Origin of the sequence: Heyndrickxia vini (assembly GCF_016772275.1) — a bacterium.
In the GTDB taxonomy this organism is placed as follows: domain Bacteria; phylum Bacillota; class Bacilli; order Bacillales; family Bacillaceae_C; genus Heyndrickxia; species Heyndrickxia vini.
Window position 1 is genome coordinate 1,613,573 of sequence record NZ_CP065425.1, and the last position, 15,470, is coordinate 1,629,042.

A 15,470-nucleotide genomic window follows, 5' to 3' on the forward strand; every position below is an offset into this window, starting at 1 on the left:
AATAAAATGGCATTAGATCCAGGTACAATTCTCGTTTTATTGGCGATTGTTGCTGGTATTATTGTTCTAGCAATCTTATTAACTTTTGTTCCGGTTATGCTTTGGATATCTGCTCTTGCAGCAGGAGTTAAAATTGGAATTTTCACATTAATTGGAATGAGGCTTCGTCGAGTTATTCCGAGCCGTATTATTAATCCATTAATTAAAGCTCGGAAAGCGGGTATTGATGTAGGAATTAATCAACTTGAAAGTCACTATTTAGCTGGTGGTAATGTTGACCGTGTCGTAAATGCGTTAATCGCAGCGCATCGTGCGAATATTGAGCTAACATTCGAGCGCTGTGCAGCTATCGATTTAGCTGGCCGTAATGTGTTAGAAGCGGTTCAAATGAGTGTAAATCCAAAAGTAATTGAAACACCGTTTATTGCCGGTGTTGCAATGAATGGGATTGAGGTTAAGGCAAAAGCAAGAATTACAGTTCGTGCCAATATCGAAAGATTAGTCGGTGGAGCTGGTGAGGAGACAATTATTGCTCGTGTAGGTGAAGGAATTGTTAGTACAATTGGTTCATCAGACCATCACAAAAAAGTATTGGAAAATCCAGATCTTATATCCCAAACGGTATTAGCAAAGGGCTTAGATGCTGGTACAGCATTTGAAATTCTGTCCATCGATATTGCGGATGTTGATATCGGCAAAAACATCGGTGCGGAACTGCAAACAGAGCAAGCGGAAGCTGATAAAAAAATTGCTCAAGCAAAAGCGGAAGAACGCCGTGCAATGGCTGTAGCCTCTGAACAGGAAATGAAAGCCCGTGTACAAGAAATGAGAGCGAAAGTTGTAGAAGCAGAGGCAGATGTACCATTAGCGATGGCTGAAGCACTTCGTACAGGCAATATTGGTGTAATGGACTATATGAATTTTAAAAACATCGAATCTGATACAGATATGCGAGGCTCCATTGGAAAAATGACTACAGATAAAAAAGATCAACAAAAGCCAGAATAAAACCAAAGGTAAGGAGGAATTCCTTTGGAACTCATTATAGCAATAGTTGTAGGGATAATCGGCTTTATCGTAAAAAGGAAGACAGAAGGACAAGAAGCTGAAAAGAAATCAGCTTCTAGACCAGTTTTTTCGCCTGCAAAGCCTTCGGTTACAACGCAGCAAAAGGTGAAAAAAGTTGTTTCAACTATAGAGACATCTTATAAAAATGAAAAAGCTCCATTGCTTGAAAAAATGGAGAAAAATATAGAACGGACGAATGAAGCACAAATCATAAAAAAATACGAAGAAGTGACATCCTTTCAAAAAGATTATCATGAAGAAACGAAGAAAATTGATATTGATGAAAGCGATCTTTTAAAAGGAATCATATTAGCGGAAGTTCTTGGCCCTCCAAGAGCAAAAAAACCATTTAAAAGTAAATAATTTGTTATGAAACCGTATCATAAAAAAATGATACGGTTTTTCTTAATAATAAAGAAAGTATAATTTTTTATGTGTCTTCAGTCTTACTAAGTATCCTGCAATGTCCAGCTCCAGCGCCTATCGACTAGAAAACTTCAGGACTTTTCCCTACGATAAGTCAACATCGATTCGCCTTTCAGGCTCATCGTGTTTCCTTTATCTCCGTCGATGAGCAAGGCGCTTCCGCTTTTCTTATAAAAAAGTGTGCTGAATCCCCATTCTTGTTCATAAATATGAGATGAAAGGGGGTTCTTTTTTATGGCAAAAAATTGGAGCCGAATACTTCGAAGTTGGATGACGAATAAAATGGAGCTGCCTCAGGATGTCATGATGGATCTCCCTCGAATTACCATGATCGGACAAATTCATATTTATATAGAAAATCATCGCGGGTTGTTAACCTTTTCAGATCGTGAAGTGCGTTTATTACTTAAACAAGGGCAACTACTTATTAAAGGTCAATCCTTTGTTATTAAAACGATTTTACCAGAAGAGATCTTACTTGAAGGGAAAATTGATGAAGTAATTTATTTAAATGAGAAGGAGTGACTACTTTTGAAAAACCATTGGTTTACATTTTTTGGTGGAACGATTCTTGTTAAGGTTGAAGGAAAGGGGGTTGAGCGATTTATTAACCAGCTTACCCGTTCCAGTTTGATTGTATGGAATGTGAAACGACAAGGTTCTTCCGCTATTACATTTTATATTCGTCTCAAAGATGTGCATAAATTAAGACACCAAGTCCGCAAATTTGATTGTAAAATATCTTTTTTAAGTGGACAAGGGGCCCCTTTTTTATGGAAAAGAACATTAAAAAATGCAGGGTTTTTCGCAGGATTTCTACTTTTCTTTGTTGTTATTACGCTATTATCAAATATTGTATGGGGGATAAATATAAAAGGGGCGAGCCCGCAAATTGAGCATCAAATTCGAAAGGAATTAGATAATCTTGGTGTTCATGTAGGGAAACTCCAATTTTTTATTGATGATGTTGAAACCATTCAACGAAAATTAGAAGATCGTATTCCGAATATTACCTGGGTGGGTGTTGATTTAAACGGGACAACCTACCACTTTCAAGTTGTTGAAAAAAATATACCAGAGCAAGCTGAGAAGCAATCGCCACAAAATCTTGTAGCAAATAAAAAAGCGGTCATTGTTGACATGTTTGTCGAAAATGGGCAACCGGTGGTAAAGGTTAATCAGTATGTAAAAAAAGGACAACTTTTAGTTTCGGGAACAATTGGAAATGAACACAATGAAAAGAAAGTTGCGGCTATAGGAAAGGTAATAGGGAAAACGTGGTATAAAGTAGATGTGAATATGCCTTTTAAATCTGAATTCCAAGTATATACAGGGAATGAAAAGCGAAAATATTCTTTGGAAATTGGTTCTGTTAGTATTCCATTATGGGGATTTGGAAAAATAGAATATAAGGACTTTGATAAGGAAACCCAGTCGCACAATATCAAGTTTCTTAAATGGCAACTTCCGATAAAATATGAAAATACAACGATTAGAGAAAATGAAAAAGTGGAAAGGAATTATACAAAAAATGAAGCTATAAATGCTGCAAAAGAAATTGCTAAAAGTGATTTAAAAGCAAAGATTCCATCAGATGCAAAGATTATTGATGAATATGTTTTGCATCAAAAAGTTGAGAATGGTAAAGTGGATTTATCAATATATTTCCAAGTAACCGAAAATATTGCGAAAGCAAAACCAATTATTCAAGGAGACGCTGAATGACTGAAGATTCAATAACATCAAACCTTCAATTACAAAATACAAATGAAGCAATTGCTTTATTTGGTATATCAGATGTGAATTTGAAATTACTGGAACAAGAATACGAAGTATCAATCGTTACCCGTGGAGAAACGATAGATGTTTCGGGAAATGAAAGCAATGTGGAGAAAGTTTACCATATTTTGTTTCAACTGCTAAAAATAATTCGGCAATCTATCAATATTAGTCAACGTGATGTTGTCTATGCTATCCAAATGGAAAAGCAAGGAATACTCGAGTATTTTGCAGAAATATATGAAGAAGAAATCACTAAAAATGCAAAGGGCAAACCGATCCGAGTAAAAACATTAGGACAAAGACAATATATTGCTGCAATTAAAAAGAACGATTTAGTATTTGGAATTGGCCCCGCAGGCACAGGGAAGACATATTTAGCCGTTGTCATGGCAGTAAGTGCGTTAAAAAGCGGCCATGTCAAACGGATCATACTAACGAGACCTGCTGTAGAAGCGGGAGAAAGTTTGGGCTTCTTACCGGGTGATTTAAAGGAGAAAGTGGATCCCTACTTACGTCCACTGTACGATGCATTAAATGATGTATTGGGCAGTGAACATACAAACCGTTTAATTGAACGAGAAACAATTGAAATTGCGCCTCTCGCCTATATGAGAGGAAGAACATTAGACGATGCCTTTGTCATTCTTGATGAGGCACAGAACACAACACAAGCGCAAATGAAAATGTTTTTAACACGCTTAGGTTTTAATTCAAAGATGGTAATTACCGGGGATCGAACGCAGGTAGATTTACCAAAAGGAGTTCAATCCGGCCTCGTCGCCGCGGAAAAGATATTGGACAATGTCCAAGGCATCTCGTTTACGCATTTAGAACAAAGTGATGTTGTTAGACACCCGCTTGTTGCAAAAATTATTGATGCTTATAATCACCATTCCATTTAACCCGACCAAAAAATCGGGTTATTTTTTATTATTAATATTTATGAGTGCAATTTTGTACAAAAACTGATATGATTTTACATAATTAGGGAAGGAAACACCGCAAAACATAAAATTGGTGGTGGGAGTTTAATGAATCTTCAAGATTATATTAGCAAGATCCGCACTTTTTTAAGTTACAAAGTGTTTACAATCATTTGTTTTTTGTTATTAGCTATTGTTCTTTATGGTGTCCTTTTTTATAATGTAAAGCCGCAAACGTATGATGTAGAACTGTTTTCCGTTTCGGATAAAACGATTCGTTCCCCAAAAACAATTGTGGATGAGGAGAAAACGAAAGAAGAACAACAAAAAGCTGCTGATGCTGTTGAAAAGGTATATACGTTTAAAAAGGAAAAACAACAAAATCGTGTTTCTTTAATTGATTCCATTTTTGAATTTGTTCAGGATATTAATAAAGAAAACTTAATAGGTAAAGAAAAAACAGATGGAAAACCCGAAAGAAAGTCATTTGAAGAAAAACTTGAATTGTTGAAATCAAACTTGACAGCAAATGTTAATGAGGATGTTACAAAATCAATTCCGGATGAAGTATTCATGGCGTTATTAAAATCAAATCAAAATGATTTAGAACGTGCACGAACGATTGTAGTCGGACAAGTAGAGACGTTAATGAGTGAAAAGATTCGTGAAGAAAATGTTCCGCATTATAAAAATTTAATCTCCGATCGAATTGGACTTACAAGTTTACAAAGTAGTTTAAAAGATGCAAGTGTTGAACTTGGAAAATATGCAATTGTAGCAAATGATATTTATGATCCCGAACAAACAGAAGAAAGAAAAAAACAAGCAATCCAAAGTGTGGAACCGGTAAAGATTCTACAAGGACAGGTTATTGCGCAAGAAGGCCATCTTATCGATCATGAAACATATCATCAATTAGAACTACTCGGTTTACTAAAAAGTAATCCAAGTATAAAACCATACATAGGTCTCGGTATTTTTGTATTTTTAATTATCGGTTCTTTATATTTATACTTTGCAACTTTTCGGGTAAAAGAGGAAAAAAAGCAAAATTATTTAATTCTTTTAAGTTTTATTTTTATTATAAGTTTAATATTAATGGAAATTGTGGGAATTATTTCTGAGCTGGAATTGAATAATATTGGTTATATCTTTCCAGCTGCCATGGCTCCAATGCTTATAAGAATTATGCTCAATGAACGATTTGCATTTATATTAACCATTATTCTTGCTGCTTGTGGGAGTATAATTTTCCATGATGAAATCGCAGGATCAATCAATGTGGAAATCGCAATATATATTTTGTTCAGTGGGACTGCGGGTATTTTGCTATTAACCAACCGTAATCGCAGATCTAATATTTTGCAAACTGGTTTTTATGTATCGATTATTAATGTGTTAATTATTTTCTTTTTACTATTTCTTGGTAATGGACAATTAACTAAAATGGAGTATGTCTATTATTTAACTTTTGCTTTTGTTTCCGGATTATTATCTGCAATTTTAACAATTGGTTTATTGCCTTTCTTTGAGGCAGGTTTTGGGATTTTATCGACTTTAAAACTAATTGAACTCTCAAACCCTAATCATCCGTTACTGAAAAAGATATTAATGGAAGCTCCGGGAACATATCATCATAGTGTCATGGTTGCGAATTTAGCGGAATCTGCTTGTGAGGCGGTTGGTGCGAATGGTCTTTTAGCACGTGTGGGATGTTATTACCATGATATTGGTAAAACGAGAAGACCACAGTTTTTTATTGAGAATCAAATTAATATAGAGAATCCCCATAACCATATTTCACCTGAAACAAGTAGAGATATTATTATTGCCCACGCCAAGGATGGAGCTGAGATGCTTAAAAAGCACAAGCTTCCAAGAGAAATTGTAGATATAGCTGAACAACATCATGGGACAACTTTATTAAAATATTTTTATTATAAGGCTAAAGAAGAGGATGAAGAACTAAACGAATCAGACTTCCGCTATCCCGGACCGAAACCGCAAACAAAAGAAGCAGCAATTATTAGTATTGCGGATAGTGTGGAAGCCGCGGTTCGCTCGATGGCACGTCCAACACCGGAGCAAATTAAAGATGTCATCCAGTCCATTGTTCAAGACCGATTGCAGGATGATCAATTGAATGAATGTGATATTACTCTTAAAGAGTTAGAAGTAATTAAGAAAACGTTTTGTGAAACACTTAACGGGATTTTTCATTCTAGAATTGAATACCCAAATACAAAGTAAAGTAAAAAAGGATGTAATAATATGTTAATAATTGATTTTATTGATGAAACAAATGAGATTACCGAACAAAATAAAGAACTAATTGAAGATTTATTGAATTTTGCCTCCAAAAAATTAGAAATTGAAGACGGAAGTGAAATATCAGTAACCTTTGTAACCAATGAAAAAATCCAAGAAATCAATCGTGATTATCGTGGAAAAGATCAACCAACCGATGTTATTTCTTTCGCGATGGAAGAATTGGGAGAGGATGAACTAGTCATTCAAGGGATAGAAATGCCTAGAGTACTTGGTGATATTATCATTTCTGTGCCAAAAACGAAGGAGCAAGCTACTGAGTTTGGTCATTCGTTTGTGAGGGAATTAGGCTTTTTGGCGGTGCATTCATTATTGCATTTGATTGGATATGATCATATGACGGAAGAAGACGAAAAAGAAATGTTTGGATTACAAAGGGATATTCTTGATGAATACGGACTTAAAAGATAGAAGTAGTTTTTGGAGATCATTTACATTTGCCTTTCGTGGAATTTATCATGGATTCACGACAGAAAAAAATTTGCGTTTTCATTTTGCCGCTTCCATTGTAGTAATCATCTTTGGAATTGCATTAAATTTACGTTTAGTTGAATGGTTATTTGTGATAATATGTATTTTCGGTGTGATTTCATTAGAGTTAATAAATACAGCAATAGAAAGAATTGTTGATTTAGTTTCACCAACTTACCATCCATTAGCGAAACAAGCTAAAGACGTTGCTGCAGCAGCCGTCCTTTGTTTTTCTTTTATGGCAATAATCATTGGATGTCTCATATTTATTCCTAAGATTATTAATATTATAAGGCTATATTTAGGCTAGTAGCATTTTAATGCTACTAGCCTTTTCATACAAAAAAGTAAAGCATTTCATGTCTGTCCGGCCGCAGTAACTAGACCCTCGAGGTTAAATAAACTTCGCAATTAAAGTACTTGTCCGGGCTGATCAAGTCGCTTTCCGCTTTTCTAAGTTTGCAGAGAAATTCTCTTTACGGTAAAATATTTTCAAAGCTTGTTTAGTTCAAAGTTTAATTTTGAACTTTTAAAATTTTCTAAACAAAATAAAAATATTCCATAACTTTATGGTGAATTTGTAGTAAAATATAATTAAAGGGGAAGGCATAATGAAAATAGAGCAATTAATTAAGGAAGCCCAAGCTGCAAGAAATAAGGCGTACGTTCCATACTCAAAGTTCCCAGTAGGAGCTGCATTATTAACGGAGGATGGGAAGGTATACCATGGATGTAATATTGAAAATGCTGCTTATAGTGTAGGAAATTGTGCTGAACGTACAGCACTTTTTAAAGCGTATTCAGAAGGAGATACGAAGTTTTCAGCTTTAGTTGTAACAGCGAATACTGATAGACCTGTTCCACCATGTGGTGCTTGTCGTCAAGTTATCTCTGAATTATGTCCGAAAGATATGAAAGTAATCTTAACTAATCTAAATGGAGACATCAAGGAAATGACAGTAGAAGAGTTACTACCAGGAGCCTTTTCACCGGAGGATTTACATGCATAATCAGACCTCTGAACAACAGTTTAAATCTGGATTTGTCTCAATCATTGGCCGACCGAATGTCGGTAAATCCACTTATATTAATCAAGTGATCGGTCAAAAGATTGCTATTATGAGTGACAAACCGCAAACGACTAGAAACAAAGTACAAGGAGTATTGACAACAAATGATGCTCAATTAATACTGATTGATACTCCCGGGATTCATAAGCCAAAACATAAATTAGGCGATTTTATGATGCGTGTAGCTACTAATACATTAAGAGAAGTTGATTTAATTTTATTTATGATAAATGCAGTAGAAGGATACGGCAGAGGAGACGAATTTATCATTGAAAAACTTAAAGGCGTCCATACTCCAGTGTTCCTAGTTATAAATAAGATTGATCAAATTCATCCGGATCAATTACTGTCAATAATTGAACAATATAAAGGTTTATACGATTTTGCGGAAATTGTTCCAATTTCTGCATTAGAAGGTCAAAATACTGATCGTCTGCTTCAACAAATTAAAGAATATCTTCCAGAGGGGCCACAGTATTACCCCGCTGATCAAGTAACCGACCATCCGGAAAGATTTATTGTATCCGAGTTAATAAGGGAAAAAGTGTTGCATTTGACAAGGGAGGAAGTCCCTCATTCCATTGCAGTTGTTATTGAAAAAATGCAAACAAAGGAAGATAGTGGAAAAATCCATGTGATGGCAGCTATTATAGTAGAACGTTCCTCTCAAAAAGGCATAATCATTGGTAAGCAAGGTAGTATGTTAAAAGAAGTGGGGAAAAGAGCTAGGATAGACATAGAGAATTTACTAGGTTCGAAAGTGTATTTAGAACTTTGGGTGAAGGTCCAAAAAGATTGGAGAAATAAAATTACACAACTTCGTGATTTTGGCTTTAGAGAAGATGAATATTAAGTTTTTTGTTCATGAAAGATGATTATGCATCCTTTTTGATTAGCAATATTTACGTCACATGTTCCAAGAAGTCCTGGTAAAGCTATTTATTAAAGGCTTTACAAAATTATTTCATGATTTTTTTCAACATGAAAGGCGGGAATAATTATTATGATTGAATTTACCTGGAAAGTCTTTGCGGAAACTGGAAGTATTGATACGTATTTGCTATTTAAAGAGTTAGAAAAAGATCGTCAAGATGAGCCGTTAAAAACAGATCATGAATTTTCTGAATTGGATTTTCCCATTTCATAAACTTGGTTTGTTTTCACCCAAAGTATTTAGTGCTTTGGAAGGATGGAAATCATGCTGCAAAAATGTGAAGGCATTGTCATTAGGTCAACAGATTATGGTGAAACAAATAAAATAGTAACATTATATACACGTGAATTTGGGAAAATAGGAGTTATAGCAAGGGGGGCGAAAAAACCTAATAGTCGCCTCTCCGCTGTTTCTCAAATTTTTACATACGGTTATTTTTTAATTCAGACTAGTACTGGATTAGGTGTGATGCAACAGGGAGAAATGATCTCATCGATGCGCTCAATTCGTGAAGACATTTTTAGAACTGGTTATGCAGCATATATTGTTGATCTCTTAGATAAAGGTGCAGACGATAAAAATCCCAATCCCTTTCTTTTCGAGCTTTTACTGCAAACATTAAATTATATTAACGAAGATTATGATAACGAAATCATAACTAATATTTTTGAAATGAAGATGTTAAATGTTTTAGGTTTATATCCAGTAATGGATCAATGTACAATTTGCGGTAATCAAGATGGAAGATTTGCTTTTTCGATTCGGGAGAATGGACTTATTTGTCATCGCTGCTTTGCACGAGATCCTTATCGTATTACAATTTCCCAAAGTGCACTCAAATTGTTACGACTATTTTATTATTTTGATTTATCACGACTTGGACAAATTTCGGTAAAGGAAGAAACGAAAAAAGAATTACGCACAATTATTTCAATGTATTATGATGAATATTCAGGTTTACACTTGAAATCCAAAAAGTTTTTAGAGCAAATTGATAAATTTAAAGACATGTTTTGATAATCAAACTCTCGCTTAAACACAGTGTCGAGGGTTTTCTTTTTGGAATTTTAGCAAAAATCTTTTCAATATGTCTAAATAGTATATAATAATTAAAGTATAAGTATAACTCTTTAACGATTTTTATATGTTAGGTGGTGTAGAAAATAGAACTAAATAAAAGGCAGGAGACAATATTACAAATTGTTAAAGATAACGGTCCTATAACCGGCGAACATATTGCTGAGAAGTTAAATTTAACGAGAGCAACTCTAAGGCCGGATTTAGCGATCTTAACGATGGCAGGATATTTGGATGCAAGACCTAGAGTTGGTTATTTCTATACAGGAAAATCAAGTGCACAACTACTAACGGAAAATTTAAAGAAAATCATTGTGAAAGACTATCAGTCTATGCCGGTTGTTGTGAACGAAAATATTTCGGTTTATGATGCAATCGTTACGGTTTTTTTGGAAGACGTTGGTACACTATTTGTCGTTGATGAAAAGCTTTTATTAGTCGGAGTTCTTTCTCGAAAAGATTTGTTGCGGGCAAGTATCGGTAAACAAGAACTCTCTTCTTTACCAGTGAATATTATAATGACAAGAATGCCGAATATTACAATGTGCAAAAAAGATGATTTATTAATCGATGTTGCAAAAAAATTAATTGAAAAGCAAATCGATTCTATTCCAGTTGTAAAGGAAACGACCACTAATGGTTACGAGGTAATTGGCAGAATAACAAAAACAAATATAACAAAAGCATTTGTAGCACTTGCAGATGAAGATTTATAGTAAAGGATGGTGATCTTTAAATGACAAGACCAATTATATATGTAGTTTCTGATTCAGTCGGTGAAACAGCTGAATTAGTTACAAAGGCCGCCATTAGTCAATTTAATGGGAAAGATGCAGAAATTAAACGTTTTCCATATGTAGAGGATTACCAGCATATTGATGAGGTGGTTTCGTTAGCTAAGCTAAATCATGGAGTAATTATCCATACTTTAGTTAAGCCGCAAATGAGAGCATATCTAAAAAAACAAGCTATCGGTCAAAAAGTAAATGAAGTGGATATTATTGGTCCGTTAATGGATAAATTCCAAGAATTATATCATAAAGAACCGTTGTGTGAACCTGGATTAGTTAGAAAATTGGACGATGATTATTTTAAAAAGGTTGAAGCGATTGAATTTGCTGTAAAATATGATGATGGTAGAGATCCGAGAGGAATACTCCGTGCAGATATCGTTTTGGTAGGTGTTTCGAGAACATCTAAAACCCCATTATCGCAATATCTCGCACATAAACGCTTTAAAGTGGCTAATGTTCCGCTTGTTCCTGAAGTCGATCCGCCTGAAGAGCTTTTTCAAGTATCTCCTGAAAAATGCTTCGGGCTCAAAATTAGCCCGGAGAAACTTAATTTTATTCGAAAAGAACGACTTTTAGCTCTTGGTTTAAATGATGAGGCAAGTTATGCAAATATAAACCGGATTAAAACTGAAATAGATTATTTTGATTCAATTGTTTCTAAAATGGGCTGCAAAGTAATTGATGTAACGAATAAAGCGGTTGAAGAAACAGCAAATATTATTATAAATATGAAGCGGCTATAGAATTAGGAGGATGTCTTTAGAGTATTTCAATATGCTTTTGGACATCCTCGTAATTTTATAGCCGTCCAAAACAGAAGCTTTTAATACATCGACTAATAAAATAAAAGATATAAGTAAAAATATATGGTCAAGAAAGAGAAAATATACTATAATAAAAAATTGTGATAAAAATGTATTTAAAATAGGTTTAGAGTCATGAATAAAGGAATAAACTAACTATTGGGATATGTCAAGTTTCTAAGCCTAGAAAAATTCGACAAAAGTAAAAAAATACAATCAGAGTTTGGAAAAGAAAGAAGGATTCTGTGGAGTGATGTAGAATAGTTACTAATACAGAAAGAAATGGAACAACTATTTTTGTTGATGCGGATGCGTGTCCTGTAAAACAAGAAATCATATCTGCCGCAATGAAATATAGCTTGCCCTATATATTTATCGCTTCTTATGCGCATAAATCAAGTAAACATGATGAACGATGGATTTATGTAGATCCGGATAAAGAATCTGCAGATCTTTTTATAATGAATCATGTTCAAAAAAATGACATAGTTGTCACACAGGATATCGGGTTAGCAAGTCTCGTACTTCCTAAGCATGTATTCGCTATTTCTCCTAGAGGCAAGGAATATAAGGAAGAAGCGATTCAAACAGCACTTGACTTTCGGTATTTAGCTGCCAAAGCTAGACGCAGAGGGAAATATGAAAAAGGACCAAAACCCTTTACAGAACATGATAGGCAGTCCTTTATTAATAATTTTGAGGAGATTTTGTCGAATATTGTAATAAAGTAGAAATATTAAATTTAATTGGGGATGTTTTCGTGGTTGGAATTATTCCTGAGGATAAAATCAATGAAATACGTCAATCAATAGATATAGTAGATATTATCGGGGAATATGTACATCTAAAAAAACAGGGCAGAAATTATTTTGGCCTATGTCCCTTCCATGGTGAAAATACTCCATCCTTTTCGGTTTCAACCGATAAGCAAATATACCATTGTTTTGGTTGTGGTGCAGGTGGGAATGTTATTTCATTTTTAATGGATATTGATGGATTGAATTTTCAAGAAGCTGTAATTAAGCTTGCAGGAAAGGGAAACGTACATTTAGAACTTGAAAAAGGGCTAAATGACCATATTTCCAAATCAAAAGATACTTCAGAAGAGAAACAAATGAAAGAAGCATATGAGCTTCTTCAAAAGTTTTATCATCATTTATTGGTGAATACTACTGAAGGTCAACATGCATTAGAATATCTTATTGGGCGTGGTTTTTCAAAAAGCAGTATCGAAAAATTTCAAATAGGTTATTCTCTTCCAAGTTGGGACTTTACCGTGAAATGGTTAAACAAGCGTGGGTTCCAATTACCTCTATTAGAAAAAGCTGGTCTCATAATTCAAAGAGAAAATGATGATACATATTTTGATCGTTTTCGAAATAGAATTATGTTTCCAATCCAAAATTCAAAAGGGGAAACCATTGCTTTTGCCGGTAGAGCAATTGCAAAAGAAGATCAACCTAAATATTTAAACAGTCCTGAAACGATCCTTTTTAATAAAAGTAATATTTTATACAACTATTACCGTGCAAAAGGATTCATTAAGAAACAGCAGCAGGCAATTTTATTTGAAGGTTTTGCTGATGTAATATCTGCTGATTCAGCCGAAATATTTAATGGAATAGCTACAATGGGTACATCTTTAACCGAACAGCATGTTCAGCTAATTAGAAGAATGACAGATGCTGTAACGATTTGTTATGACTCAGATTTTGCAGGGATTGAAGCAGCTTATAGAGCCGGAAAAATGCTTACTGAGCAAAACTGCAATATTCGAATAGCAAGGATGCCCGAAGGATTAGACCCCGATGACTACATAAAAAAATACGGAGCTGAAAAGTTTCGTAAGGATGTAATAGGGGCAAGTTTAACGTTTATGTCCTTCAAAATGGAATATTTCCGATTAGGAAAAAATCTTCAAAATGAAGGAGAAAAACTACAATATATAGAAAAGATTATAGAAGAAATTACAAATCTCGATAGAGCAGTAGAAAGAGATCATTACTTAAGACAGCTGGCTGATGAGTTTTCAATATCTTTAGATGCGTTAAAGCAACAGCAGAAACAAATGTTTTATGCGACTAAAAAGAATCGGCATCAGCAAAAAGAGGTAAAAACGAGTAGATTTTATTCTGAACAAAAAAATCGTTTATTACCAGCTAATCAGACCGCAGAAAGACGTTTACTTGCCCACATGCTGCAAGATGCTGATGTAGCATTTAAAATAAAGGATCTATTAAATGGAATTATTCTATATTATGATGAACATCAAGCAATACTGACCTATTTACTTGGTTTTTATGAAGATGGAAATGAACCTGATACAAGTAAATTTTTACTAATTCTCCCAGATGAACAATTGCGGGGGATTGTAACTGAACTAGAAATGATGCCTTTAAATAGTGAAGTTACTGATCGAGAAATTGAAGACTATGTATATCAAGTGTTGAAACATCAAAAGATGTTAAAAATAAAGGAAAAAGAAAACTTGCAAAAGAAAGCAGAACAAGAAAATGATTGGAAAAAGGCGTTAAGCCTTGCAGTTGAAATCTTACAACTCCGGAAATCCTTATAAATTCTGCAGTTGCATGAAATACTTGGAAGGAGGGGGACATATGGCTGAAAAATCAGCTCGTTCCAAAGAAATTGAATCCGAATTAACTCTTGATCAAGCTAAAGAACAATTAGTTGAGCGTGGTAAAAAAAGAGGTATTTTGACATATGAAATAATCTCAGGTAAATTAAGTCATTTTGAATTAGATTCTGAGCAAATGGATGAGTTTTATGAATATTTAGGTGACCAAGGTATTGAAATAACAGAGGAAAATGATGATGAAGATGAGGATGCTCCAAACATTCATGAACTAGAGAAAGATGATGAAGAGTTTGACCTAAATGATTTAAGTGTTCCTCCAGGTGTAAAAATAAATGACCCTGTCAGAATGTATTTAAAGGAAATTGGCCGAGTAGACCTACTATCTGCTGAAGAAGAGATCTCCCTTGCAAAACGTATTGAACAAGGCGACGAAGAAGCGAAAAGAAGACTTGCAGAAGCCAATTTGCGATTAGTAGTTAGTATAGCAAAAAGATATGTTGGGCGTGGCATGCTTTTCTTGGATTTAATTCAAGAAGGTAATATGGGATTAATCAAAGCAGTTGAAAAATTTGATTATGATAAAGGCTTTAAATTTAGTACGTATGCAACTTGGTGGATTCGTCAAGCGATTACACGTGCGATTGCTGACCAAGCTCGTACCATTCGTATTCCGGTTCATATGGTTGAAACCATAAATAAACTTATCCGTGTTCAAAGACAGCTATTACAAGACTTAGGTCGTGAGCCTTCGCCCGAAGAAATAGCGGAAGAAATGGATTTAACTCCAGAAAAGGTTCGAGAAATCTTAAAAATCGCTCAAGAACCAGTTTCATTAGAAACTCCGATAGGTGAAGAGGATGATTCACATCTTGGTGATTTTATCGAAGATCAGGATGCAACTTCACCATCTGAACATGCAGCGTATGAATTATTAAAGGAACAATTAGAAGATGTTTTAGACACGTTAACTGATCGTGAAGAAAATGTTCTTCGACTTCGTTTTGGACTTGATGATGGCCGTACAAGAACCCTTGAGGAAGTAGGCAAAGTATTTGGTGTTACGCGAGAAAGAATACGTCAAATTGAAGCCAAAGCATTACGCAAACTTCGTCATCCAAGTAGAAGTAAACGATTAAAAGATTTCTTAGAATAATACTAAATTTGAAATAGTTTGCTTCCTTGGAGGTAAACTATTTTT

17 protein-coding genes are annotated in these 15,470 nt (G+C 34.5%); all 17 read left to right on the forward strand.

Annotated elements, in window-relative coordinates; all coding sequences use genetic code 11:
• Window positions 1-6: 6 nt before the first annotated feature.
• The 17 genes from floA (at window position 7) to rpoD (ending at window position 15,425) form a co-directional block, all read left to right on the forward strand.
• Window positions 7-1,008, forward strand: coding sequence for a flotillin-like protein FloA (gene floA, locus I5776_RS07985; protein ID WP_202780097.1), 1,002 nt, complete (start codon window positions 7-9; stop codon window positions 1,006-1,008).
• 24 nt (window positions 1,009-1,032) lie between these two features.
• The gene (locus tag I5776_RS07990; RefSeq protein WP_202780098.1) at window positions 1,033-1,431 is read left to right on the forward strand and encodes a hypothetical protein; all 399 of its coding nucleotides are present in this window, start codon (window positions 1,033-1,035) and stop codon (window positions 1,429-1,431) included.
• A 297-nt stretch (window positions 1,432-1,728) separates the two neighbouring features.
• Window positions 1,729-2,019, forward strand: coding sequence for a sporulation protein YqfC (gene yqfC / locus I5776_RS07995; RefSeq protein WP_202780108.1), 291 nt, complete (start codon window positions 1,729-1,731; stop codon window positions 2,017-2,019).
• 6 nt (window positions 2,020-2,025) lie between these two features.
• On the forward strand, window positions 2,026-3,219 hold the full coding sequence (gene yqfD / locus I5776_RS08000; RefSeq protein ID WP_202780110.1) for a sporulation protein YqfD: 1,194 nt from the start codon (window positions 2,026-2,028) through the stop codon (window positions 3,217-3,219).
• Window positions 3,216-4,178 (forward strand): PhoH family protein, encoded by a 963-nt coding sequence (locus I5776_RS08005; protein ID WP_202780111.1) that lies wholly within the window; start codon window positions 3,216-3,218, stop codon window positions 4,176-4,178. Before yqfD ends, I5776_RS08005 begins: the two co-directional genes overlap by 4 nt.
• 129 nt (window positions 4,179-4,307) lie before the next feature.
• Entirely contained in the window at window positions 4,308-6,449 is a 2,142-nt protein-coding gene (locus I5776_RS08010) for an HD family phosphohydrolase (RefSeq protein WP_202780112.1), read from the forward strand.
• Between the two features lie 21 nt (window positions 6,450-6,470).
• A complete protein-coding gene (gene ybeY, locus I5776_RS08015; protein WP_202780113.1) occupies window positions 6,471-6,938 on the forward strand; it encodes an rRNA maturation RNase YbeY in 468 nt (155 codons plus the stop codon).
• Entirely contained in the window at window positions 6,916-7,308 is a 393-nt protein-coding gene (locus I5776_RS08020; RefSeq protein WP_202780114.1) for a diacylglycerol kinase family protein, read from the forward strand. Before ybeY ends, I5776_RS08020 begins: the two co-directional genes overlap by 23 nt.
• Window positions 7,309-7,609: 301 nt before the next feature.
• A complete protein-coding gene (locus I5776_RS08025) occupies window positions 7,610-8,008 on the forward strand; it encodes a cytidine deaminase (protein ID WP_202780115.1) in 399 nt (132 codons plus the stop codon).
• Window positions 8,001-8,921 (forward strand): GTPase Era, encoded by a 921-nt coding sequence (era, locus tag I5776_RS08030; RefSeq protein WP_202780116.1) that lies wholly within the window; start codon window positions 8,001-8,003, stop codon window positions 8,919-8,921. The genes I5776_RS08025 and era overlap by 8 nt, the downstream gene beginning before the upstream one ends.
• Window positions 8,922-9,071: 150 nt before the next feature.
• A complete protein-coding gene (locus I5776_RS08035; protein ID WP_202780117.1) occupies window positions 9,072-9,215 on the forward strand; it encodes a YqzL family protein in 144 nt (47 codons plus the stop codon).
• 51 nt (window positions 9,216-9,266) lie between these two features.
• The gene (gene recO / locus I5776_RS08040) at window positions 9,267-10,019 is read left to right on the forward strand and encodes a DNA repair protein RecO (protein ID WP_202780731.1); all 753 of its coding nucleotides are present in this window, start codon (window positions 9,267-9,269) and stop codon (window positions 10,017-10,019) included.
• Between the two features lie 146 nt (window positions 10,020-10,165).
• On the forward strand, window positions 10,166-10,795 hold the full coding sequence (gene ccpN, locus I5776_RS08045) for a transcriptional regulator CcpN (RefSeq protein ID WP_202780732.1): 630 nt from the start codon (window positions 10,166-10,168) through the stop codon (window positions 10,793-10,795).
• 20 nt (window positions 10,796-10,815) lie between these two features.
• On the forward strand, window positions 10,816-11,616 hold the full coding sequence (locus tag I5776_RS08050) for a pyruvate, water dikinase regulatory protein (protein ID WP_202780118.1): 801 nt from the start codon (window positions 10,816-10,818) through the stop codon (window positions 11,614-11,616).
• A 407-nt stretch (window positions 11,617-12,023) separates the two neighbouring features.
• Window positions 12,024-12,407, forward strand: coding sequence for a YaiI/YqxD family protein (locus tag I5776_RS08055; RefSeq protein ID WP_246483952.1), 384 nt, complete (start codon window positions 12,024-12,026; stop codon window positions 12,405-12,407).
• Window positions 12,408-12,436: 29 nt separating this feature from the next.
• Window positions 12,437-14,251: a DNA primase gene (gene dnaG, locus I5776_RS08060; RefSeq protein ID WP_202780119.1), complete on the forward strand. Its 1,815-nt coding sequence runs from the start codon at window positions 12,437-12,439 to the stop codon at window positions 14,249-14,251.
• Window positions 14,252-14,291: 40 nt separating this feature from the next.
• Window positions 14,292-15,425: an RNA polymerase sigma factor RpoD gene (gene rpoD, locus I5776_RS08065; protein ID WP_202780120.1), complete on the forward strand. Its 1,134-nt coding sequence runs from the start codon at window positions 14,292-14,294 to the stop codon at window positions 15,423-15,425.
• Window positions 15,426-15,470: the final 45 nt, after the last annotated feature.